A 24,009-nucleotide genomic window follows, 5' to 3' on the forward strand; every position below is an offset into this window, starting at 1 on the left:
GGCCTTATGGGGGAGGGATGGGGAATGTCCATTCCCCCAAAATAAAAAATGCGTCAGTCATCATGACTGCGCATCATTCATTATTGTGTTGCGTTGCCTTCACCGCTTGAGCCCCTGGCGATCAAGTTCGGCTTCAAAACAACGTGCTTTGGTTTACGGGCCACTTTTGAACCAATTCGTTGGATCAGGTTTTTGGCAGCAATCCTGCCCATCTCATAAGCTGGCTGCTCGATCGTTGTTAATGGCGGATTGAGATGTTTAGCCCAAACCGTCTCATCATAGCCAATTAACGCAATTTGAGCCGGTACCTGGATGCCAAGCTCCTTAAAGCCCTCCAGAATTTCCAGTGTCATCATATTATTCGTTGAAAAAACAGCATCCACATCAGGTTTTTTCCTAAAATAGTCAATAACGGCTGCTTTGGCCTTTCCACTTGCATTTTCAACCTGGATGATTGATTGATCCGTGACTTCAAGACCGTTCTCCTTCATCGCCTCTTTGAAGCCAAGAATACGTTCTTGCCACGTACTGATACCTTCGGGCTGATAGACGAAGCAAACCAGCTTCTGTCTGCCCATCTGGAGAAAATGCTCGACGGCCAACCGGGCACCTTGGATATTATCTACGACAACATCGTCAACATCCAAATCTGAAATGCGGCGATTGATGACAAGTAGAGGATACTTTTTCTGTACGATATCCGTATACAATTCTTTATTATTGACAGTTGGATTGACAATAATGCCATCCACCTGGCGCATTTGCAAACCTTCAATCAGTTCTGCTTCACGGTCGGAATCTTCATTGGAGTTACATACCATGAGACTATATCCTGACTGACGGCAAGTATCCTCAACACCTTCCAATACCCGGGACCAGAAAGGATTGCTTAAATTGGAAAGAACAATACCGATAATGTTTGTCCTCATTTGCTTTAATCCCCGTGCCATCGGATTCGGACGATAGTTCACATCGCGTATGATCTTTAAGACCTTCTCTTTGGTTTCCTCTGTCGCTTGCGAATAGTTCCCGTTGAGGATTCGTGAGACCGTTGTTTTGGATACACCAGCCATTTTAGCCACATCATCGATAGTTACTTTCAATGAAATTCCTCATTTCATACCGTGTATACGCTGCTCGTAACAACGTTTTCATCTAACAAATATACCAGATTGCGGAATACAATGAAAGACGGATATTTACATGCCCTTGATCAGTCGGCAGGTAAATATCCGTTTGTGCAATGCTTCTGTTAACCTAATTCTTCCCTACTAAATAACCGTATGATCCAGGGCTCTGCCCATAGCTTCATAGATTTTTTTCCGGCCTGCTTTATCACCTTTCAGCTCTTGATGCGCATATTTTGCCACCTCATAAGCGAGCTTTCTAGGCACAACGATAACGCCGTCCCCGTCAGCTACAACAACGTCACCCGTGCGAACGACAACGCCTCCAATACTGACCGGTACATCCAATGCGTCGAAACGAATACGTCCTTGATCCATTTTTTGCGAGATAAATTTGGACCAGACCGGTACCTCCTGCAAAATAACCTCGTCCGTATCCCGAACTCCGCCGTTCGTTAAATACCCAACGATCCCGTCTTTGATACCGCCTAGTGTATTATTGGAGCCCAAAATGCCCACATCGACACCGCTTTGATCAATGACCATGAAGTCACCTTTTGTAATGCTTTTGTGCCATGGATCGTAGCATACTTCCTTATAGTACCATTTCGCCCACTGCGTATATTCTTCAGGTGTCATGTTCGGCACAGCTTCTTCATATGGCACATATTTGGCTGTACGGGCAATACCAACCACACGGGTTCTGAACAGCGGGCGAATTTCATAATGTACGGAACCGTAATGATGCATCATATTCCAATCCATACCATCGCGCACATCTGCAACCCTTAGATCTTTATAAAGCTCCAAAATCTTCTCTCTATCGTCCATGTTCATTCATCCCTTCTATATTAGGTAGTAGTTAAATAACGGTATGATCCAATTCACGATTCATTGCTTCATAAATCCTGCGTCTGCCTGCTTTATCTCCTTTTAATTCCTGATGAGCATATTTCCCTACTTCGACAGCGATTTTTCTCGGTACAACAATGACACCGTCTCCGTCAGCTACGATGACATCGCCAGGATGTACAACGACACCTCCGATATTAACCGGCACATCGTTCGCATCAAATTGGATGCGCCCCTGATTCATCTTTTGAGAGATAAATTTGGACCAGACTGGAACTTCCTGCATAATCAACTCGTCTGTATCGCGCACACCGCCATTCGTGATAAACCCAACGGCTCCCTGAGAGAAATATTGAAGCGAGTTGTTCGACCCAAGAATCCCTACATCGACACCGCTCTGATCAACTACGACGAAATCGCCTGGTTCGGATGCTTTCATCCCTTTGTTATTCGTGATATTGGCGTAATACCATTTGGCCCACTCCGTATATTCGTCGGGGGTCATTTTGGGAATTTCCCCTTGATAAGGAATGTATCTGGAGGTTTGCGCAATGCCAACCGCTCTAGTACGGTAAAGTGGTCGGATTTCATGATGTACCGTACCGTAATGATGCATCATGTTCCAATCCATGCCGTCACGCACGTCGGCGACTCGCAAATCTTTGTACAGCGCCAACAATTCCTGTCTTTCCTCTTTGGACATTTTGTCCTTGCTCATTCCTCTCACTCTCCATTGCCTAGATTTATATTTTCATCCCTAAAAATGGTGTGCAACTGCATCTTTAAGGAATAAAAATCTGCCGTTATGTTCTAACGCAAGCCTCTAACCCTTTAATCCGCCTGTAGAAATGCCTTCAATTAAATATCTCTGGAAGAAAATGAACATAGCAAACACTGGCACTAGGGATAGGATCGACATTGCAAACAAAGCCCCCCAGGAGTTATCTCCCATGGAATCCGTAAACATGCGAAGCGCCAAAGCAATTGGAAATTTTTGAATATTGCTGATATAGAGCAGTTGACTGAAGAAATCATTCCAGGTCCAAATGAACGTAAAGATCGAGGTTGTCATGAGAGCTGGAACTGTGAGCGGGATCATGATATACCAGTACATTTTAATAGGGCCGCAACCGTCGATCTCAGCTGCCTGATCTAATTCCCGTGGAAGTGACCGGATGAACTGTACGATTAAAAAAATGAAGAAGGCTTCAACACCTAGAAACTTCGGCAGAATTAACGGCAGATAGGTATCGATCCAACCAAACTTATTAAACATGATATATTGCGGAATGACCGTTACGTGAAATGGCAGCATTAACGTCATGAGCATAATGGCGAAAAATACTTTTTTCAGAAAAAAGTTCAGCCTCCCAAAGGCATAAGCCGCCATCGAGCAGGAAATCAAATTCCCTATTATACACATAGCCACCAGGAAAAAAGTATTCAAAAAAAATTGACCAAACGTTACACCAGACAAACCTGCCCATCCTTGCTTGTAGTTATCAAATGTGATTTTATTCGGGATCAAAGACGTATTCGTAAAAATTTCCGTATTCTCTTTGAACGAGCTCACAAACATCCATAACAATGGATAAATCATGATGATACAGCCAGCTATAATACATGCATGAAGAACATAACGGGATGCTCTGCTCTTGACCAAAAGGATCACCCCTATTCTTGATAGTAAACCCATTTTTTCGATGTAACGAAAAGCAGCGATGTAACAAGCGCAATCGTGACCAGTAACATCCACGCCATTGCTGCTGCATAACCCATGTCAAACTGGGCAAAGCCTTTCTGATACAGATACAGGGTATAAAATAAGGTGGAGTTCAGCGGACCGCCCGTACCCCCGCTAACGATAAAAGCAGGTGTGAACGCCTGGAAAGCATGAATAATCTGCATGACAAGATTGAAAAATAGGATTGGTGTGAGCATGGGAAACGTAATACTCAGAAATTGCCTAAAGTTACCTGCCCCATCGATTTTGGCTGATTCATATAAATCCACAGGTATTTGTTTCAAACCGGCCAGGAAGATCACCATCGCGGAACCGAATTGCCACGTGGATAAGACAATCAAGGTGTACAGTGCCGTGCTCGGGGTAGCGATCCAGTTCAAGCCTTCTGCACCGAAAACGTGCAGGATCTTGTTAATCAAACCTTCTCCGCCAAAAATTTGCCGCCATAACAAAGCAATGGCTACACTGCCGCCAAATAAGGAAGGAACATAATAAATAGCACGGTATATACGGATTCCCCTTATTCCTTTGTTGAGCAGAAGAGCTACCGCGAGCGCAAATGAAAGCGCTAGTGGAACAGCCATCAATACATAACTGGCCGTTACTTTTATACTTCCGATATATTTCGTGTCATGAAACATTTCCGTAAAATTGCTGAGACCTATCCAAACTGGCGGAGTGAACAAATCATATTTGGTAAATGCTAGGTAGAGTGAAAAACCCATAGGGAATGCGCTTAAACCAATCAATCCAATCAGCCATGGCGTCAAAAATAAATAACCAGTCCAGTTGGTTTTCAAGAACGTCTTAATGGCAGTCATGATTTCACTCCCAAAGTTGCGGCCGGATGCGCCTATAAATCATTAACAACCGGCCACAAGAATGAATGGTATACGTTATTTGTTTAGCAGGGTTGTTGCCTTATTGATAAAATCCTGAGCTCCTTGATCAACCGTGCTTTTTCCAAAGGCAACAGATTGTGCAGTCTCCGTAAGCAGTGTACGAACTGCGCCCTGACCTGCCGGCGGAAGCGGAAGCTGACCTGCCGTCTTAAGGCTCGTCTGAATCGCATCCGTTGTTCTTTGCTCTGCTGGAGAAAGTAGCGGCTTTATTGTTTCATTCCCCTTCGTCGAGCCGAGTGCACCTTGTTCCAGCTTGAATACCTTCTCAGCTTCTTCATTATTGACAAAGAAATTGATGAAGCTTGCCGCTTCTTTGGCTTGCTTGGAATTGGCAGAGACAGCTAAGTATGCGCCTTCAACAAATTCTCCCTCTTTGCCATTCGGATCCACAGGTCTGCGTACCGCACGAACTTCGCCATCTTTGATGTAGTTTTGGTACAGAGGGACTTGATTGAATGGGAAGACCGTTAGTGCGAGTTTTCCTTTGACGAACAAGCCTTGATCCAGGGATACGGTCATATATTGCTCTGTTGTAGCCGCGTCCGGAATCGCTTTCATTTTGCGAAGTTTATCCCAAATGGAGAACCATGCTACCATATCATCTTTGTTTACGCCTAATTTGCCCTCGGCCGTGAACAGATCCTTCCCTCTTTGACGGGCAAATACTTGAAGTCCTGTAATATCATTGCTGTTATCGGCGGAAGCCCAGACGCCGGGTTCTTTAATTGCTTTCTGAATCTCGGTCACTTTAGCGGTAAAATCATCCCACGTCCAGTTATAATCCGGATATTTGACACCTAATTTGTCAAACATCGCGGTATTATATTCCCATCCGGTCATCGTTACGCCTTGTGCGACCATGAGGGTTTTCCCATTCACTTTGCCTGCCTCCTGAACCGCTTCGGGAAAATCCTTCAAGTTAATTGTGCCGTCTTGAACGAAGGCTCCCAGATCGAGCAGTGTATTGCGACGTGCATAGTCTGCAACATAAGTTGCATGCATGCCGACGACATCTGGCATATTCCCGCCTGCCGTCTGAGTCGCCATTTTATCCCAATAATCGTTAAACGCACCGAACTCTCTCACGACTTTGACATTAGGGTGCTGTTTTTCGTACATGTCCGCTATGGCATTGTATTTCTCATGTCGCTTTCCATCCCCCCACCATGCGAAACGTATGGATATTTTCTCCTCACTCTTAGCTGCTGTAGTTGCCATGGATGCCGTCGTTGTCGGAGCTGCTGATGTGTTCGTGCCGGCAGGAGTGGAGCTGCTGCTACTGCATGCTGTCAATCCAAAAGATGCGATCAGAGGAATGAATAAAAGCGCTTTCAATTTCTTCATTTAAAGCCCTCCTTTTTTGGCTAACCATTATCCACACACTATCATTAACCAATTCGATTCATGGTTCGTGAAGTAGTCTGGATCTTTCATCATAGATTGCTTTTGCTTGTGTGAATTCTGAGGATGGAGGATGAATCGGGATTTCAATGTTTCCATGCTGAGTTTTGTGGGGGGTCTTTGTCGGTTAATCGATTTAGTAAATCGATTTCTTAATTTATTTTAAACCACATATTCCGTTATTGTCAACAGGAAATCGATACACTAAATCGTTTTCCTAACTTTTAAAACTTCGTTATTGAAAAGCAAAAAAAGAGCCGCATAGCGCGACTCCCCTCCTACATCTTATTCGTATGTTTTCCTGATGCGTTCAGCAATCCAGTGGTTCACTTGAAACAAATCTGCAACAGGCTGACGTGTGAAAGGTAGTGTCGGCATATAGCCTGGTGGGCCAAATTCAGGGGTGAACGTTGCAAATGGCTGCGTAGGAATAATCGCATTGTGAAGCATTTCGTCCCACCACGTCTCGAATTGCTGCAGATAATGGGCATATTCAGGAGCTGCCGGGTGCGGCACTTGCGGACCTTCCTCAAAGCCAACTCTTCCGTGAACATGCAGAGCCCTGCTCTTAATCAGAGCAAGATCCTCTTGCTGATCGGACAGCATCGATTCGCATACACACGTAAAGTGGCTGAAATCAGCTGTAATTTTTAGATCGGGAAACAATTTCAGTACGCTTGCTGTTGCTTTCGGAGTGAACATAATACGCCCTCTGTGTGTTTCGTGCGCCACTTGAATGCCAGCGGCTTTCTCCACGCGCAGCGCATGTTCAAAAAAGCGGTTATGCTCATCTTCTGACATAAAATCTTTTCCACTGTGAGAGTTAATTAGCACAGGTGAGAATTGCTTCGCCCGCTCGACTTGCTCTTGGAAAGACTCTTCATGATTATTGAATGTGAAAATCTGAGGTATGTAGGCCAGTTGCAGCTCGCTTAACAACTCAATAAATTCATTTTGCTGCTCATGGCTTGGCATAGGCGCTTCGATTCCCTCGTAGCCGTGCTGCTTGGCGCGATTCAACTGCTCGCTAAGCGAACCTGGCATGCCCCATAGCGCGTGAAAAAGATGTAATTTCAACGTATTCCCTCCAATGATTATAAGAATGGCTAATCATCGACTAGTTCGCCCCTCACCTGTTAAAAACCTTTAAAGATGAAAAAATTGGAGTAGGTGCCTGCGGTTAAGTCATGAGGAAATGCGCTGCGTGCGAGTTTGGCCTTTTCTCTCCTGTAACGATGCAAAACATCGTTACAGCTCTTGCTCGCTCCGCGGCGACAGCTTCAGCGATGTTTTACATCACTACAGACCATGCGCTATGCGCAAGCTTAGCCTTTTCTTGCCTGTAACGATGCAAACCATCGTTACAGCTCGTGCTCGCTCCGCGGCGGTAGCTGCAGCGATGTTTTACATTACTGCAGGCCAAGCAAAAAATGCGGCAGCAGCGGATCAATCCGAATAATTTGTATCCGTTTTCACAATTAAATAATGGGATGAATGGAAAGAGGGTTGGGTGGAGAATAATAGGTATGACAATTCTAGCCTTTTATAACTACACTTTTGCATGGAGTTGACTTATCCTCTTCCATTACGGATGATGAATCATCAGTCTTCGTCAACTCCACAGATAATGACAATTGCTTTTTCTCACGTATTTTCACGATAAGACAAGGCTTCTTCTGTGATTCTTTTGATATCAACCGATGAAGTAATCTCGTCATTCACCATATCCGGCAGGATGTTTGTCAAAAAATAGTCAACGCAATGTAACGGAATCGTATTTATCTTTATTAACGCCTCACGGTACATTTTAATAAATTCTTTCTCCGTGTTACCTCTTTGGAGTTCAGCAAATGCTTCATATACTTGATCCATTTTATCTGCAACTTCCAGAATTAAACCTTCGATTGAATGATCTTTGCCCTCGCGAAGCTGATGATGGAAAATTTCTTTAAACTCCTCAGGAATCTGCTCTTCAATAAAGTTATATACCATGCCTTCTTCAACCTTTTGAATCAATGAACGAAGTTCACGGGATGCGTGTTTGACAGGCGTTTTGATATCCCCGATAAATATTTCACCATAATCATGGCTGCTTGTAATTTCGTAAAGCTTTTTCCAGTCAATGCTAGCGCCGTTTTTCTCCTCAATATCTGCAAGGGTTTTGGCGTACTGCACGACTTTCCATGAGTGAGCTGCGACACTGTGTTCCTCAAATTTGAACTTTCCCGGACAGCGAATAATTCTTTCTAAATCATTTAAAGACCTAAAATAGGCATGGATTCCCATAGGTTCAGCCCCCATTATGTTAGAATAGCTCGTCCATCTCATTCTTAGTCTTCACAATAATTAGTTTACATGTTGCTTGTAAAATCTAGATTAAATGTGATGCATAATCAAGTTAAATCTCTGAATATTTGCAAACGCCAAAAAGCCTGATTGCTCAGGCTTAAATTTCAGTATGATTTGATCTTGTGATTTGATCAAAATTGATAGAGTTCTTCGTTCACTTGATATTTCTGGGCCAAATCGCTCCAACTAGATTCGTATTGTTCTCTAATCTCGTGAATCAAATAACCGCTGAATGGCGTAGATGCCAACAATCCGGCTATTTGTTCCATCGGAACATGGCCTCTTCCAATTGGCATGTGCATATCGCCACGTCCAAGTGGCAGCAGCTCGAATTGATTTTTTTCAGTGGAGAAGCATGGCTTGCCAAAATTGTCATGGACGTGCAAATGATTAATATGCGGGAGCATGGCCTTCATCTCATCAAGCAGATTCAGTCCGAACAATTGCGTAGAAAGATATAAATGTCCGACATCTAACGCTATGCCTACATGAGAATGATTAATGGCTGCAACTTGACGGGCAAGCTTTTCTGGAATAACCGAGTAACAGTAATCCGGACAGTCCAAATAAGGTCGGACGTTCTCCATACCGATCTTAACATTCAGTAACTTGGCTCTCTCGCCAGCGACACGCATGAACTCTACTTCCTGCTGCATCAACTGCTGCTTATCTTCATCACGGTATTTCAGCCATGTATGGGGATATTGGAATTGTTCTTCGCCCACGAATCGACCTACGTGATAAACCATCATTTTCGCTCCAATAGCGCCAACCACTTCTAGTGAAGTCATAAACAAATTTGTCTCAAAATCGTAGTTATGCGGCCGAAATAGATTCAAATCGAAAGGAGCATGCATCGTATAGGTAAGAGGATGACGGTTAAGCAATCTCTTATAAGCCTCCAACCTCTCCAAATCCAACTCGCCATTAACAATGACATTCATGCCTTGGATGGGAATCTCAACCGCTTGAAACCCAGCGTTCTGAACAGCATGAAGTTTTTCTTCCAACTTTTCCATTTGGCTGACAACCGCATAGGACATTAAGCTAACACCAACACCTTTAAGCTTCAATACGTTCTACCCCTTTCGTAGACGCATCTGTCATTGCGGATAAATAGTCCATTTGACAAACTACATGACCACGAACGAGCACTTTTTCAATCACAGGCGATTGTACGCGATTCTCCCTCACGATTAGCAAATCCGCCTCTTTGCCCACTTCAATGGACCCTGTCCGATCGTCGATATGTAACGCTTTTGCCGGATTTAATGAAACCATATTCACGGCATCAACGAGTTCAATTCCTTGTTTATGAAGAAAGAATACGGCTCGCAGCATAGCTGGAGGATAATAATCGGAACAAAGGATATCTACCACGCCAACTTTAACTGCATCTTGGGCTGAAAGATTGCCGCTATGCGAACGTCCGAGCATAATGTTCGGAGCTCCCATGACTACATATAGTCCTCGCTGCTTTGCTTCTACAGCTACTTCCATATCAACTGGAAATTCACTGATCGTTCCTTTCCATTTCTCAACCATATCCAGCTTTGCAATCGTATCGTCATCATGGGAGGCTAACGGAATTCCGTTGAAATAGGCAAGATCCGCAAGGCTTTGCAGCTGGTCGCCATGGATTTTAGCTCTTTTTTTACGTTCTTCCAGCATCGCCGTTACTTCTTCTTCTGTTTTCTTTTGACGTTCCATGATGAATTTCTTTTGTACATCCGTATTGCGATATTGCCCTTGGCCAGGGGTATGATCCATAAAGGAAATTAAATCAATGATGCCATCATCTATAAATTGTTCAATAAAAGGAACGACACTTTCATTCGTCATCTCAACACGGACGTGAATGCGGTGATGAATCAGATGATCTTGTTTGCGCAAATTCCAAATGCGGTCCACAATGTCTTTCACACTTTGATTCTTACGGAAATCATTCGTTGAATTTTCTCCCCACATGCTCAGAGAGTGATAAATCGTTGTAATGCCTTGACTGACCAGTTTGCGTTCCAGCTCATGGTACGAGAATTCCAAGTCAAATCGGCTCGTTGGCCTCGGCTGCATCTCATGTTCAATCGCATCACTATGCATGTCAATCATGCCTGGAAGCACATAGCACCCTGTCGCGTTAAAATCGTTTGAGCCAATTCCGGATATGGACGTCGGACGTATATCTACAATAAGACCATCTTCAATGACTATCGTTCCATTCTCAATAATGCCCGTTGGCGTTACGATGTTACCGCCGTGTATGGTCAGGTTTCGCTTCATTTGGGTCTCCTTTACCGCTGAATTTGGGCCTCCTGAAATTCACGCAAATCCAGAATGTGATCAGCTACCTTGCCCATCACATCCCAATCATGAAAGACACCAATCATTGTCGTGCCGTCCTGCTTCATTTCTTTGAGAATGGCCAGCACATTTTGTTTCGTTTCATGATCCAACGAGGCTGTCGGTTCATCCAGAATTAAGAGTCGGGGGCGCACAATAAACGCTCTGGCCAGATTCACCCTTTGCTGCTCACCGCCGCTAAATGTAGCCGGGAAAGCATTCCACAGCTGCTCAGGTATATTCAGTCTTTCTAATAAACGAGCAGCTAGAACCCTGGCTTTCTTGATGTCATAACCAAGCGGGCGCAGTCTTTCCGCAACGATATCTACAGCAGAAATACGCGGAATGACTTTGAGAAACTGAGAAACATAACTAATTTCATGGACGCGCAAATGGGTAATTTGACGCTCCGTCGCTTTGGCCAAATCGATCATTCCATAAAGCGACGATTGATACCACATCTCACCGGATGTCGGTAAATACGTGCGGTAAACACATTTGAGAATGGAAGATTTGCCGATTCCGCTTGGACCTGCAATACCAAGAAACTTTCCTTCTCCAACCTCAAACGATAGGTTATCAAATGGATTCACTTTCATTTCATCTGAGAGGGACAATTCAAACATTTTGCTGAGACCGATTACTTTTAAAATGGAAATCACCACCTTCTATTTGCTCACATCTAAGCTATAGCAATGAATGAACTAACAGCTGTGTATAAGGATGCTGCGGGTCTTCCAAGATCTGATCCGTTAAACCTTGCTCCACAATGAGCCCCTGCCGCAGAACCATTGTCCGATTCGCCAGCATGCGAATGACGCCCAAATCATGAGAAACGACAATCATGGCCACTTGCAGTTCGCGCTGAATACTGCGTATTAAATCAAGCACCTTTGCTTGAACGGAAAGATCAAGCCCAGTCGTTACCTCATCAAGCAGCAGCAATGGGGGGTTATTGGCCAATGCTTTGGATATTTGCACCCTTTGCTGCATGCCACCGCTGAAGTTTTTGGGAGGTTCATCCATCCGCGAAAGTGGAATCTCTACTTGATCCAACAGCTCAGCTGCCCGTTCGCGGATGCGGCCGACATGAAAATGATCGGCGGCAAACAGCTTTTCAGCGATATTACCGCTGCTGGAGAATGTCATCCGCAATCCTAGAAAAGGATTCTGGTACACCATCCCCATTTCATGATTGCGTATATACCGTTTTTGCTGTGCAGAGAGACCAAATAAATTGGTTTTGCCCTCATCGAAACTTGACATTGTCATGGAACCCGATGTCACTTCTTCATCGAAATACAGGCATTTCACCAATGTACTCTTACCTGATCCACTTTCGCCTACCACCCCAAGAATTTCACCGGGATACAGGTCGAAACTTAAGTCTCTGCAAGCCCAAATGCTGCCGCAATAGGTACAACGGCTCCCTTGTTGTTCATCTGAAGAAGACTTGCGGCAATGTACGCACCCGTTACCGAATTGTTTATGCAGCCCTTTGACGCTAAGCAAAGGCGTTTCAATGGATTGTATGGGATCATAGGAGTAATCAAACATGTTCAAACCTTGTGCTGGCATCGTCTACATTCCCCTTTCCTGTTGCTGTCTGCAGTAGGCGGTATCCGAGCATTGATAGAGCGTAGTGCCAGTCGCTTCGTCTTTCACTTCATCGAGGAACGTATGCGTACTTGCACAGTGCCGGCAAGATGAATCAGCGAATGTCTCCACCTCGAAAGGGTAATCCTCAAATTGTAACGGCTGTACATTGGTATAGGGTGGAACCGCATAAATTTTTTTCTCCCGTCCGGCTCCGAATAAGGTGAGATGCTCGCTTTGATGCAGCTTCTCTGTATCAAAGCGTGGGATTGGACTAGGGGCCATCATGTAGCGGTCATGGACCAGAACCGGATAATCCGCGCCAAGCGTAATGCTGCCCCACTTCACAATGCTTTCATACAGGGTTAACCACATTGCGCTGTAATCCATTTCGGCATGTCGAATTCTCGTCATTTCCTCCCGGCGCTCCACTTTACGCAAAGGCTCTGGCTGTGGTACCTGCAGGACGAGAATCTGTGTCTGATTCAGCTTTTCCTCGGGTATACGGTGCCTTGATTGAATAATGGTTGCGACGGAAGTTTGTTCCGTTATCGCAATACCACTCGTTTCTTGGACTAATCTACGAATGCTAACCGCATTCACACTGTCGTCATTCCCCTGGTCAATAACCTTCAGAACATCCTGAAGTCCCAAGAGTGATAAGGTTAGCTGCAGACCGCCTGTTCCCCAGCCTCTTCCAATCGGCATCTCCCTTGAAGCGAAGGCTACTTGATACCCAGGTATAGCGACAGCTTTTAACGATTTACGGCGAATTTCCCGCTTGGAGCCTTCGTCCAGAAATGCAAAGTTATACGCCACTGTGTTGAAGGTTACTGGGTTTTGCTTCTCTTCTGTCGTGTGCATCCTGATCTTCCTCCTTTTTCTTCGCTTTCTCCTGCTGCTCCACTTGCACTCTTCTTATTTGGTCAAGCGATGATTGGAACGTGATATAATGCGGTAGTTTCAAATGGGAGACGAACCCGCTGGATTCCACAGAATCAATATGTGTCAATACGAATTCTTCATCCTGGGCAGGAGCTGTGCCTTTTGTCTCCAAGCTGCGTTCGAGAATCGCCATCGAGATGCCTTTGATCTCATTTTGACCAAAACACAGGCCATACCCTAATAAAAATTGCACATTTCCCGAATCCGCATTCTGCTTAAAGGAATTGATAGTTTCCACTTCGGTTAGCAGCATTTCGCCAATATAAACCGAATCCTCTTCATCACCTTGACTGTAGGGATACGGAATATGTACAGCTGAATAGCCAACACGAAGCTCACCAATTGTTGGATGTACGATGCCATATCCACGCATGCTGCTGTAAGCAAGAGCCGTCATCGCACCGGTTTCACCACGCGCTAGCGTCTGTAACCGAGCCGCACGGGTAGAGGGCACCGTCATTTTTTCCCTCGTAATATCAAATGGCTCCTCATCTTGCAGACCGGCAGCTGCCTCTTCGCGTTTCATCATGAGTCCTTGTTCTCGCAGGATGTCAGCTACCTTCTTCAAGGTAAAGTCGCCTTCTGTCAGGTCTACCTCTTCCAAATACTCCTCCGCAAAAGCAGCAATCGCTTCGCCATCTTCCTCACGAAGAGAAAAGTTCAGCATCCGATGCGTGTAGTCATAGGTTGGACCTAGAATCTGCCCGCCGGGAACGTCTCGGAACGAGGAAGAAATTCGACGAATGACCCGCATGTCCGCAGGTTCCACCGTATGCGAATAGTGATTTCTTGGTAGTGTTGAACGATACGCCCTAAGTAGAAAGGCGGCTTCTGCCGGATCTCCTTCGGCCTGCTTCAGCGCTATGGCTGCATACTCCGGGGAGTATAACCCTCCTTCACCCATGATGCGATCGATCAACAGCCGCAATTGCTTTTCAATTAGCTCAATATCTATGCTTTGTTTGGAATCCTTGACACGATAAAATTGAACGAGGCGATTCGCCTCTCCAATAGCTTCCTGACCTCCGGTAATCGCCACATATGCCATCCTATATGTCATCCTCCCTAACGATTGTTGTTCTGGGCAAAGCCATCATCTTGCCGCTTTCTGTAAACAACACCATATCGATGCCTAAAGGGTATTCGACATTTAGCTTGGCACGCTCTTCGAACCATGTCTTGGGCAACCCCGGAATAGATAAATGATGAGCATGTTGAATCCCCGGCCCTGTTAGCGTCCATCCTTGACTATCTCCTCTAGCTTCCGTCTCCAAGTCATGGACATGAAGGAATACCGTTGCCCCGTCTTCTGGCCGGAGCAAGGTTCCTTTCCTCAGCTTCGATAGCAAAAGTTGTATCTGCTCAGCATCCATACTGGCCTGCGTAATGATATGATCGGCTTGGGAAGCCGGCATGACTCTGCTAAACGTTTGGCGACGCAAATAGGCATCCAGCCCCTCTTGCCCTTCCATTTCCAAACAGAAGCTGACTTCACCATCGAAAAGCGTCATCGCAAAACAGGTGATCATGGCTTGCAACGGCGATAAAGTGGTCAGTTTTGCCGCTGCTGGTTCAATACGGTAGATTTGACCGGGTTTAGCGAAAGCATCCAGCAGTTGACGGTAAATGAATTGCGTGTCATGAACCCGCTCGAAAGTCGCTTCATTAACGTTTGGCATTGTATTCCTCCATCGTGTCGAAATTCACTTTCGTCTTCATGGCTTGCGAATATTCGAGTCTATGCTTGACTACGATTTGCACTTCTTCCTCGAGCAGCCGCTCGCTCCATGCCTTTGTTTCAGGCAAATCCGCCTGAAAAGCCGCATCGACAACGGCAAGCTGATACGATTTCTGCGCATCTTCTCCCATTAAAACGCCAAAACCGTAAACATCATTTAAAGAAACGGTACATTCCGTTACCAGAACTTCTCCGATGTAGAAAGGCTGCTGTGAGACGGAATCTCTTGCTTTGGTCATAACTAGGCTCTTCTCTGGCGGTTTAATCATCGTGACGAGATAGTTTTGTTCAATTTCATGACTTAACGACTCCACTAACTGCGGATTACCATCGATGAGAATACGGGAAATTTGCGACTTTTTCATGATATCTACCCCCTCCTGCGAATTTTCAACTTCATCCGGTTGCTGCATAACTCAACGCTGAACACCATAACAAAAATAACCAGAGCCACGAAACCGACCGTATCAAATTCATAAGCACGCATCGCATTGGAAATTTCCCAACCGATCCCGCCTGCGCCGACAGCTCCCAGGATGACCGATTCCCCGATATCAATCTCCAACCGAAACACACTCCACGCCATGAACGAAGTAAATACATTCGGGATCACGGCCTGCGCCATAATTTGCAGCCATCCAGCGCCCGTGGCCCGAATCGCCTCCAATGCTCCTTCATCGACTTCTTCAATCGACTGTGAGAACACTTTGATCAACATCCCGACGGCGTGAACACCTATCGCCAAGATCCCCGGGAAGGGTCCCAATCCAACCGCAACGATGAAAATCAAAGCCCATACGAGCGTTGGCACCGCACGAAGCAGCGATCCCAAGCCTTTCACGAACCATGCCGTCCGTGGCGATACATTCTCAGCAGCCAGAAAAGATAAGAAAAAGGCAGTAATAACGGCAAGCACAGTTCCTACAATCGCAACCTGCAAAGTAAGTAGGCCCGCCAGTAAGATTTCTTTCCAATCCGTAACATTAGGTGGCAGCATTTGAGCAAAGGAAACGATAAACTTCCAAGTACCCTGCATGATTTTGTAGAAATCAAAATGTAACTGCACAAAGCAGAAGATGAAGAATACCGCACCAAAAATGGCTGCTCCAACCAAAATAGGATCCTTCTTCGGTTTCTGCGGATAAGCACCAAAGCCAGGTCGTAATCGCTCGGCTATCTTACCGGCTGTTTGCGTCCATTCTGTACTCATAGGATACGCTCCCTTATTTTACTAGTGGTCCATTCGGTTATAACCACGATGACAATGACCAGCAGAATCGCCAAGCTAACTTCTTGGTACTGGAATAGCTTAATGCCTTTTTGAATGGCAAAACCCAACCCGCCTCCGCCAACCATCCCAATGATCGTGGAAGCTCTAATATTCAGTTCTAATTTATAAAGCGACCAGCCAATGAACCCTGGCATGAACTGCGGCATCACCGCTTGACCGAGCACTTGAAAATAGGTTGCACCTGTGGCCTTGAGCGCTTCCACTTGACCCATATCGATCTCTTCCAACATTTCCGCGTAAGCTCTGGTTAACGTCCCAATCGATGTGATAATGAGTGCCAAGCAACCAACCGTTGTTCCTAGCCCATAAGCGAATACCAATAAAATCGCCCAAATCAAAGTAGGAATATTACGCATCACGGAAGAGAACGCTCTGACGATGATCTGAATGACTTTATTGGGCGCTGTAGTAGCTGCAGCAAAAAATGCCAAAACCATGGATAAACAGGCGCCAATAACCATCGAAACAAAGCTGATATAAATCGTATCCAGTGCAGGGCCGATTAATTTACTAATCGTCGTGAAATCCGGAGGAAGAAAGTCGAACAACACGAAGCGAAATATTTCTCCCCCGCCGGCAACCAACTCTGCCACTGAAAAATTAGTTTGTATGGCAGACCAAATCGTAATCGCCATAATCACAACGGCAATCATCATGGATTGCAGCTTCTTTTGCCGCTGCAAATCCTTTAAACGATCTTCCATTCCCTAATGACCCCTTCCCGCTACTTCTGGTAAATATGCGAAATTTCATTGTCCGATAATTGATTCGGTTTCCCATCAAAGGCAACAGTCCCCTTATGAATACCGATAATCCGCGAGGCGTATTTCTTAGCGACCTCCACTTGATGCAGATTTACTACACAAGTAATGCCGTCCTCCTGGCAAATCGTGTGCAGGTGACTCATAATCGTTTCCGAAGTCACGGGATCGAGACTCGCGATGGGCTCGTCGGCAAGAATTAATTTGGGCCGCTGCGACAACGCTCTAGCAATGCCAACTCGTTGCTGCTGCCCTCCGCTTAATTCATCCGCTCTCTTATACATTTGTTCGTGGAGCCCAAGACGGAATAAAATCTTCTTCGCTTCTTCAATATCTGATTTCGAATACATGCCGAGCATGCCCGTTAATGGATTCATGTAGCCCAGACGCCCATTCAGCACGTTTCTTAAGACAGATACCCGCTGAATCAAGTTGAAACTTTGGAAAACCATCCCTACCTCACGGCGCAGCTTCCTAACTTGCGTTTGATTGGCTTTGGTTGTATCCATGGCATTAAACATCACGGAGCCTTCCGACGGCTCGACCAAGCGGTTAATGCAGCGCAGCAGCGTGCTCTTACCTGCTCCACTTGAGCCAATCACGACGACGAATTCGCCCTCGTTTACCTTGAAATCCACCCCCTGCAGAGCGGTGGTTCCGTCGCTATATACTTTTTTTAAATTCTGAATTTCCAAAAGTGCAGCCATTTCTCCGTCACCGCGCCTTTCTGCTATTTCAATAATTGTTCCGGACTCATATTAAGGGCTTTGGCTGTATCTTTAACAACTTGAAAATCTTTATCTGAAACAGGGAAAAATTTCTGCGTCCCATTTGCAAAAAACGGCGGGTTATTGTTGTTTTTATCATAGCTAAACACAAAATCTTTGATTTTTTGGACAAGCTCCTCAGGGAGATCTTTCCGGTAGGTATACGGACTTGTTGGAATCGGATCGGATTTGGCCAAGATACGGAAGTCTGTAGCTTTGATCAGCCCGGCATCAATGACTTTTTGAATACACGTATCACAGACCCCTGCGCCGTCAGCGTTTCCTTTTGCGATAGCCAGAATCGATTTATCATGACCGCCTGAGAAAGAAACGTTCGAGAAAAATGTCTCGATATCTTCATTTTTGATACCTAATTGATGAATGAAAATGTTGCGTGGGAAGAGATGTCCAGAAGTGGACGCCGGGTCGGCGAACAAGAACGTTTTACCTTTCAAATCAGCAATCCTTTGGGCGGGTGAATTCGCTGGAACGACAATTTCGCTGTAATAAAAAGCTGCTTCTGCACTCGTCGCTTTGACGGCAAAAGGAATAGCTCCACTGCGTTCAGCAGCAATCACATAAGCGAAGGGCCCAAAGGAGGCGATATCGATTTTCTTCGTGCGCATAGCTTCAATTACGGCCGTGTAGTCATCTCCTACAAACAACTCCGTTTTCATGCCTAGGGCTGCACCCAAATCTTCTACAAACTTCTTATTACCGCGCGACAGCTTGCCCTCTTCTTCGCCAGGCAGAACGCCAACACGAAGGACATCCGGCATTTTTGCTGCTTCGGCTGTTTGTACGGCTGCTGCTTGGGCATTCGCTTGACTTGGATCCCCCATTTTCTGGCCGCATCCTGCAGTAATCAATGTCAACACCGATATCGTTGCTAAAATAGAAGTTGTCTTCCATACCTTTGCTTTGAATAATGAGCTCATCATCCTTGGATTCCTCCATCAATTTTGTATGTCATCTCATTTTTGTTCCAATTCAATCGATACCCGGCATAGGTCCCCGCGATATTTCGCTGAAGTGAACTCGACCAGCCGCATCTCACTATCTCTCATCACACTTTCGATATGCAGCAAATTCGCATTCGGAGGAATTCTCAAATAACTCGCCTCTAAGGCTGTAGGATAAGCTGCCTGAAACGTGGACAAAATCCGGTGAAGCTGCATCCCGTAAACATTTTCCAGCATGGCGTATAAGGAACCTAGACAGCGCGTGTGATTCAATAGATCCGGGAAAAATTTATCTGGAAGCCAAGTTACATTCCAAGCAAGTGGAATACTGTCTGCATAACGTAATATTTCTAATCGATAGACCTCGTCAAGGGGATCCAGCTTCAAGGCAGCTGCGATTTCCTCAGGCGGAATTAGCTTTTCCTGCTTCAGCAGCTTCGCTTTCGGCGTGCAGCCCATTAAAGTAATTTCATTCGAAAATCTCGTATTCGGCGTAATGGTATATTGAAGATTTAGAGGCTTTTCACAAACATAATGGCCTTTCCCCTGATGCGAACGAATCACTCCTTTATGCAGGAGTACATCCAGTGCTTGCCTAATCGTGTAACGGTTCTCACGAAAACGACTGCACAATTGTGCTTCTGAGGGTAGACGCTCATGTAACGTGTAGCTTCCATTCACAATCTCATGATGAAGGATATCTGCAATTTCAAGATAGCGGGCAGGCACATCCTGAAGATCAGATTTCTGCCTCATGGTTTCACCTCCATTCCCTTAATAACTTACGACTAAAACTTAACTTGTCGACATCAGGCCAGTGTTAACATCAAATAAAGATACTGTTAAGAAAATTCTGAAAATACCAAAAAGCCCTCTTTCCATGTTGGGAAGAGGGCTTACTTTTGTATAACCTAGCAAAAATCAGGCAATCAGAATTCCGCCTATGGCTCCCGAAATTACGACAACCCAAGGCGGCAGCTTCCAAAAGACAAGCATCAAAAGCAGAATCGCTGCCAGAACAAAATCAACAGGAGCTAGTATAGCCGTGATCCAAAGCGGATTATATAGCGCAGCAAGCAAAATACCAACAACTGCTGCATTAATGCCGATTAATGCTCCTTGGACTTTTGCACTTTGTCGTAAAGTATGCCAGAAGGGCAGCGCCCCTACAACTAAGAGATACGCTGGAAGGAAAATAGCTGTCGTTGCGATAATAGCACCTTTCACTCCGCCAATCATGGCCCCCAAATACGCTGCGAAGGTGAACAACGGACCCGGCACAGCCTGCGCGGCACCATATCCCGCTAGAAAGTCTGACTTGCTGACCCACCCTGTCGGGACGACTTCCCTTTCCAGCATGGGGAGAACAACATGGCCCCCGCCAAAAACGAGCGACCCTGAGCGATAAAAACTATCAAATAGGGACAGCCACTCTAAATGAACGATTTGCCGAAGCACGGGAAGCAGAATTAGAAGTCCGAAGAAGACACCCAAACAAAAAATAGCAAATCTTCGGCTAATGGGAACGTGGAGATTCATCGTATTCGGAAGCGATGCATTTTTATACAACAACATCCCTGCAACTCCCGCAATTCCTATAAGCAAAACTTGACTAATAGCCGTCTGCCACAGGATGGTGACAGCTGCTACAAGAACAGCAATTGTTGCTCTATTACGGTCTGGAGCAAGCTTCTGCCCCATGCCCAGTATAGCTTGAACGACGATGGCTACTGCGACAATTTTGAGACCATGAATCCAACCTGCGCTGCTGATATCAAATCCTTGCAACAATAGGGCAAACAGTATCAAAGCAATCACCGATGGCAGTGTAAAACCAAGCCATGCTGTCAGTCCGCCTAGCATTCCAGCGCGAATGACCCCAACCGCTATGCCAACCTGACTACTGGCAGGACCGGGCAAGAACTGACATAGGGCTACGATATCCGCATAGTCCTGCTCGTCCATCCATTTGCGGCGACGTATGTATTCGTTATGAAAGTAACCCAGATGCGCAATCGGCCCGCCAAATGAAGTTACACCTAGCTTCGCGGACACAGCCAATATTTCAAGAAGAACCCTTGGTTTGCTTAAGGGCATTTGCTGGACTGCGACATTATCTTCTTCCACGAATCATGATACCTCCAATTCAAGCTTAATAAATGATAGCTACACCAATTTAACACACATTAACAGCACTCAGAAACTTTGTTTGCAGGTCTAAAAATGCAGCATAGCTGCTCAGAAAGTAACGCGTCTATTTCAGTTGGATTCAGCTCGTAATAACTCCAAGTGCCCTTGGTTTCTTTTGTAATTAAGCCTGCATCTAACAATATTTTGAGATGGTAGGATAGTTTGGACTGCGGCATTTCCACGATATCGGTTAAATCACATACACACGTGTTCCCTCGCTGACATAGTTCGTATAAAATTTGCAGTCTTTTTACATCTGCTAATGCTTTGAATTTTTGTTCGTATGCTTTAAATGAAACATTAGCAGTTGGAAGATGTTCATTTACGGGTATTTCTTTCTTCATTAATTAACACCCCGCTTAAGGAATTATTTAAAATCAACTTTTTTTGATTAATTACTAATTCTAAATTAGCATCATTTTCCTTGATGGTCAAATTGTAAATCAAAATAAATTGATGAAAAGAGAGGAAAGCAAGCTGATTCCATGAGCTTTCTCACCCACAGAATCAGCTTGCTTCCTCATCTTATTGCGCAAATTCAAGACGTAACCGCTCTTCAAAATATTCATCCATGTAGGATTTTATGAACTGATTACGCACTTCAATATTTTCTTCTTTCTTGAACAAGCCAATTTTTCTAATTCGTTCATGTTCCGGCTTTCGACTCCAATGCTCGTACGCTTCCTTCTCTAATGCCAGGTTGATTCTGCGAATTGTGAGATACTCATTGGTTCTCTCACTGCGCTCTTTATCGAGATCAGGCATTGGAGGAATGAGTTTTTGGATTTCCTCATTTTGACGCTTAAGTTCTTCATAATGCTGCTGCTCAAGCTTCTTCTGCTTTTCATGAAGCACCTTCACTTCATCTACAATCTCACGCTGTTGACGCTTCTCTTCCTCGATGTTCCGAGGAGCTGGCAGCATCGTTCTTAGCTCTTGATTTTGGCTTAGCAGCTGTTTATTTTGGTTTGTCAGATCCGCTACAAGACCACTTAGCTGAGAAACGCCATCTATGAGCGGTTTCATCGCGGTATTGATGCGTTCTTCTAGCAGTACTGCAAAACCCTCTTCAAACTTCTGTTTGAAAGCATCTGAAGAACGCTCGGTTACCGCTGGAGGACCCGCTAGAGGAGCCGCTGGCGCCACAGGAACGGGTAGCGTTCTTGGGACGTTCTTGCGAACGTGGTTCATCGTTGAGCTTGCCGCAGTCTTCATGCTTTGACCAGCATCTAGTCGTTGTTTCAGGATTTCAAAGATATCGATATCATGCTGTGTGAAAATCCGATTGCCATTATCCTCTTTACGAAATTTGTAACCTCTCGCTTCAAGTGCCATTGCATACTTGCGTAAGCTTGAGTCACTTACCCGGAGATGCTCATGCACCTGTTTTGGACTGTATACCAACTCTAAATCTAAATTTACCATATCGCCATCTCCTCACTATTTCCAAGGATAAAATACTACTACTAGTATTCTAGATTCATATAATTGCAATTACAGTCGAAATAGGAGTGTCGAAATCTGTTTACCTTCGCGTGAACAGATTTATGAATTATTTCCCAAGAAATAGTTTCTTTGGATCGCAGCGGCAAAACCAAAGCCAAGGCCGAAGCCAAGGCAAAAGCCATGCCCCTGCCCACGTTCACGGTCAGAGCTAAAGCCACAGCCACAGCCGCGGCCAAGCAAAGGCCAAAGCCACGACCATCAGCTGAAATAGATGGAAAAACTGGCGTTATTCTGCCCTGATCAGTCGCAAGAAATGAAATAACGGTAGAAACTCCATCTATATCGTTGGTTGCTGGACGAAATCTGCTAGATTTGATCAAATTAGCGCCAGAAATTCCTGTTAAATAGGAAAAACCAGGTGAATACCAAGGATTAGCTGGAGGAATCGGCGTTAATTACAAGCAATCCTTCCAACCTGCTTCCCAGTACCACTCGTAGGATGCATTAAGGTCCAAACAAACACAAGCAGATGCCGCATTGGCACCTGCTTGTTTGTTTACCTGCTCATTTGTTTGCCCATCTACTTCCTTGCTTACAAATCGAAAACTATTAAATCCTCGCCCCAATCTCTCGAGGCTGACGGCGCTTCATATTGGCAATCATGACACCAGCCAGGATCAGAATGCCCCCGCCTATCTGTGCCGATCGAATCGGGTCGCCAAGCAGGAAGAAGCTTACAATGATCGCGATAAATGGCGGGATATTCATAAACATGGCGCTAGTGGACGGCCCGACAACGGCGATCCCTTGGTTCCACCAAAAGCCAGCCAAACCTTGGCCAATGACTGCTACGCTGATCAGCAATAACCAAGTCAGCATATGATGGCTCGCATGAAGATGTCCTTGAAGCGCTTCAACTGCTACGGCAGGTGACATTAGAATAGTCCCAATGACCGTTGAATATATCGTCACTTCATAGGAGGTCATGCCATTAGTTAGTTTGCGAATGAACAACAGACTGATCGACATGCCCAGCATAGCGAGCAGCAAATACACATCGCCTTTAGAAATTCCCAGCGTCTTCCCGCCGTACAGGACAATACATACAACCCCAACTAGAGCTACGACAGATCCTGAAATTTTTATCCATGTGACTTCTTCTTTCAGAAAAAGGCGTGACAACAGTAGCGTAGCGATGGGTGAAAGCGCAATAATGAGCGCTGCATTCCCCGCTGTTGAATGCTGCAGTCCAGTAAAATAAAACAACTGGTTGAATAACGTCCCAAAAATACCGGCAAACAGCAGAAGTCCCCATTCCCGTGAGGTTGGACGTCTAATAGACTTGTTAATGACTGCTACAGATATTAAGAAAAGTGACATAACAACGAGCCGTGCGAATGATAAAAAAATAGGTGAGAAATCTCGCAGCAAATAGGCGCTTGCAACATAATTAAAGCCCCATAACAGCGACACTCCCCAAAGCTTCCATAAAACATTGCGTTCTAGCATCTCACTAAAATCTCCTTAAACTCTAAATCGTATTTGATAGTTGCATCATGCAAACAAATCATTACAAAGATATTCGCCCGAATTTCATT

General features: G+C 45.2%; 26 protein-coding genes. 1 reads left to right on the top strand and 25 read right to left on the bottom strand.

The features are described 5' to 3' along the window. Positions 1 to 80: 80 nt before the first annotated feature. The 7 genes from AC58VC_RS26915 to AC58VC_RS26945 all read right to left on the bottom strand — a co-directional run bounded on the left by AC58VC_RS26915 (position 81) and on the right by AC58VC_RS26945 (position 7,103). On the bottom strand, positions 81 to 1,103 hold the full coding sequence (locus AC58VC_RS26915) for a LacI family DNA-binding transcriptional regulator (protein ID WP_497373145.1): 1,023 nt from the start codon (positions 1,101 to 1,103) through the stop codon (positions 81 to 83). A gap of 168 nt (positions 1,104 to 1,271) precedes the next feature. Further along, positions 1,272 to 1,958: an RraA family protein gene (locus AC58VC_RS26920; protein WP_497373147.1), complete on the bottom strand. Its 687-nt coding sequence runs from the start codon at positions 1,956 to 1,958 to the stop codon at positions 1,272 to 1,274. 31 nt (positions 1,959 to 1,989) lie between these two features. Beyond that, on the bottom strand, positions 1,990 to 2,697 hold the full coding sequence (locus AC58VC_RS26925) for an RraA family protein (protein WP_497373149.1): 708 nt from the start codon (positions 2,695 to 2,697) through the stop codon (positions 1,990 to 1,992). A gap of 105 nt (positions 2,698 to 2,802) precedes the next feature. Further along, entirely contained in the window at positions 2,803 to 3,642 is an 840-nt protein-coding gene (locus AC58VC_RS26930; protein ID WP_497373151.1) for a carbohydrate ABC transporter permease, read from the bottom strand. A gap of 11 nt (positions 3,643 to 3,653) precedes the next feature. Next, a complete protein-coding gene (locus AC58VC_RS26935) occupies positions 3,654 to 4,544 on the bottom strand; it encodes a carbohydrate ABC transporter permease (protein ID WP_497373153.1) in 891 nt (296 codons plus the stop codon). A gap of 75 nt (positions 4,545 to 4,619) precedes the next feature. Beyond that, on the bottom strand, positions 4,620 to 5,969 hold the full coding sequence (locus AC58VC_RS26940; RefSeq protein WP_497373155.1) for an ABC transporter substrate-binding protein: 1,350 nt from the start codon (positions 5,967 to 5,969) through the stop codon (positions 4,620 to 4,622). A 342-nt stretch (positions 5,970 to 6,311) separates the two neighbouring features. After that, a complete protein-coding gene (locus AC58VC_RS26945; RefSeq protein ID WP_497373157.1) occupies positions 6,312 to 7,103 on the bottom strand; it encodes a sugar phosphate isomerase/epimerase family protein in 792 nt (263 codons plus the stop codon). Positions 7,104 to 7,230: 127 nt separating this feature from the next. Here AC58VC_RS26945 and AC58VC_RS26950 point away from each other — a divergent pair, with 127 nt between their 5' ends. Next, a complete protein-coding gene (locus AC58VC_RS26950) occupies positions 7,231 to 7,485 on the top strand; it encodes a hypothetical protein (protein ID WP_497373159.1) in 255 nt (84 codons plus the stop codon). 185 nt (positions 7,486 to 7,670) lie between these two features. On the opposite strand, the gene AC58VC_RS26955 is transcribed toward AC58VC_RS26950, so the two are convergent. From AC58VC_RS26955 to AC58VC_RS27040, 18 genes are all read right to left on the bottom strand, one after another. Continuing rightward, complete coding sequence (locus tag AC58VC_RS26955; protein ID WP_497373161.1) at positions 7,671 to 8,312, bottom strand: YfbR-like 5'-deoxynucleotidase; 642 nt, start codon at positions 8,310 to 8,312, stop codon at positions 7,671 to 7,673. Positions 8,313 to 8,506: 194 nt separating this feature from the next. Then, positions 8,507 to 9,448: a sugar phosphate isomerase/epimerase family protein gene (locus AC58VC_RS26960; protein WP_497373163.1), complete on the bottom strand. Its 942-nt coding sequence runs from the start codon at positions 9,446 to 9,448 to the stop codon at positions 8,507 to 8,509. Further along, positions 9,438 to 10,655 (bottom strand): phosphonate metabolism protein PhnM, encoded by a 1,218-nt coding sequence (gene phnM / locus AC58VC_RS26965; protein ID WP_497373165.1) that lies wholly within the window; start codon positions 10,653 to 10,655, stop codon positions 9,438 to 9,440. The genes AC58VC_RS26960 and phnM overlap by 11 nt, the downstream gene beginning before the upstream one ends. A gap of 11 nt (positions 10,656 to 10,666) precedes the next feature. Next, on the bottom strand, positions 10,667 to 11,380 hold the full coding sequence (phnL, locus tag AC58VC_RS26970; RefSeq protein ID WP_497373167.1) for a phosphonate C-P lyase system protein PhnL: 714 nt from the start codon (positions 11,378 to 11,380) through the stop codon (positions 10,667 to 10,669). Between the two features lie 22 nt (positions 11,381 to 11,402). After that, complete coding sequence (locus AC58VC_RS26975) at positions 11,403 to 12,248, bottom strand: ATP-binding cassette domain-containing protein (RefSeq protein ID WP_497373312.1); 846 nt, start codon at positions 12,246 to 12,248, stop codon at positions 11,403 to 11,405. A gap of 48 nt (positions 12,249 to 12,296) precedes the next feature. After that, positions 12,297 to 13,175, bottom strand: coding sequence for an alpha-D-ribose 1-methylphosphonate 5-phosphate C-P-lyase PhnJ (locus AC58VC_RS26980; RefSeq protein ID WP_497373169.1), 879 nt, complete (start codon positions 13,173 to 13,175; stop codon positions 12,297 to 12,299). After that, positions 13,120 to 14,304, bottom strand: coding sequence for a carbon-phosphorus lyase complex subunit PhnI (locus AC58VC_RS26985; RefSeq protein WP_497373171.1), 1,185 nt, complete (start codon positions 14,302 to 14,304; stop codon positions 13,120 to 13,122). The genes AC58VC_RS26980 and AC58VC_RS26985 overlap by 56 nt, the downstream gene beginning before the upstream one ends. A 1-nt stretch (position 14,305) precedes the next feature. Next, positions 14,306 to 14,935 (bottom strand): phosphonate C-P lyase system protein PhnH, encoded by a 630-nt coding sequence (gene phnH / locus AC58VC_RS26990; protein WP_497373173.1) that lies wholly within the window; start codon positions 14,933 to 14,935, stop codon positions 14,306 to 14,308. Then, positions 14,922 to 15,359, bottom strand: coding sequence for a phosphonate C-P lyase system protein PhnG (phnG, locus tag AC58VC_RS26995; protein WP_497373175.1), 438 nt, complete (start codon positions 15,357 to 15,359; stop codon positions 14,922 to 14,924). Before phnG ends, phnH begins: the two co-directional genes overlap by 14 nt. Before the next feature lie 5 nt (positions 15,360 to 15,364). After that, positions 15,365 to 16,204 carry a phosphonate ABC transporter, permease protein PhnE gene (gene phnE / locus AC58VC_RS27000; protein ID WP_497373177.1) on the bottom strand — a complete coding sequence of 280 codons (840 nt, stop codon included), beginning with the start codon at positions 16,202 to 16,204 and terminating at the stop codon, positions 15,365 to 15,367. Further along, a complete protein-coding gene (phnE, locus tag AC58VC_RS27005; protein WP_497373179.1) occupies positions 16,201 to 16,989 on the bottom strand; it encodes a phosphonate ABC transporter, permease protein PhnE in 789 nt (262 codons plus the stop codon). The genes phnE (AC58VC_RS27000) and phnE (AC58VC_RS27005) overlap by 4 nt, the downstream gene beginning before the upstream one ends. A 20-nt stretch (positions 16,990 to 17,009) precedes the next feature. Next, positions 17,010 to 17,753, bottom strand: coding sequence for a phosphonate ABC transporter ATP-binding protein (gene phnC, locus AC58VC_RS27010; RefSeq protein ID WP_497373181.1), 744 nt, complete (start codon positions 17,751 to 17,753; stop codon positions 17,010 to 17,012). Positions 17,754 to 17,776: 23 nt separating this feature from the next. Further along, entirely contained in the window at positions 17,777 to 18,754 is a 978-nt protein-coding gene (locus AC58VC_RS27015) for a phosphate/phosphite/phosphonate ABC transporter substrate-binding protein (RefSeq protein WP_497373182.1), read from the bottom strand. 33 nt (positions 18,755 to 18,787) lie between these two features. Then, on the bottom strand, positions 18,788 to 19,531 hold the full coding sequence (gene phnF, locus AC58VC_RS27020) for a phosphonate metabolism transcriptional regulator PhnF (RefSeq protein WP_497373184.1): 744 nt from the start codon (positions 19,529 to 19,531) through the stop codon (positions 18,788 to 18,790). A gap of 165 nt (positions 19,532 to 19,696) precedes the next feature. Beyond that, a complete protein-coding gene (locus AC58VC_RS27025) occupies positions 19,697 to 20,872 on the bottom strand; it encodes a chromate transporter (RefSeq protein WP_497373314.1) in 1,176 nt (391 codons plus the stop codon). 89 nt (positions 20,873 to 20,961) lie between these two features. After that, the gene (locus tag AC58VC_RS27030) at positions 20,962 to 21,309 is read right to left on the bottom strand and encodes an ArsR/SmtB family transcription factor (protein ID WP_497373186.1); all 348 of its coding nucleotides are present in this window, start codon (positions 21,307 to 21,309) and stop codon (positions 20,962 to 20,964) included. A 181-nt stretch (positions 21,310 to 21,490) separates the two neighbouring features. Next, complete coding sequence (locus AC58VC_RS27035; protein WP_497373191.1) at positions 21,491 to 22,390, bottom strand: hypothetical protein; 900 nt, start codon at positions 22,388 to 22,390, stop codon at positions 21,491 to 21,493. A gap of 630 nt (positions 22,391 to 23,020) precedes the next feature. Beyond that, positions 23,021 to 23,920 carry a DMT family transporter gene (locus tag AC58VC_RS27040; RefSeq protein ID WP_497373193.1) on the bottom strand — a complete coding sequence of 300 codons (900 nt, stop codon included), beginning with the start codon at positions 23,918 to 23,920 and terminating at the stop codon, positions 23,021 to 23,023. Between the last annotated feature and the right edge of the window lie 89 nt (positions 23,921 to 24,009).

Source organism: Paenibacillus sp. J22R67 (assembly GCF_059692175.1).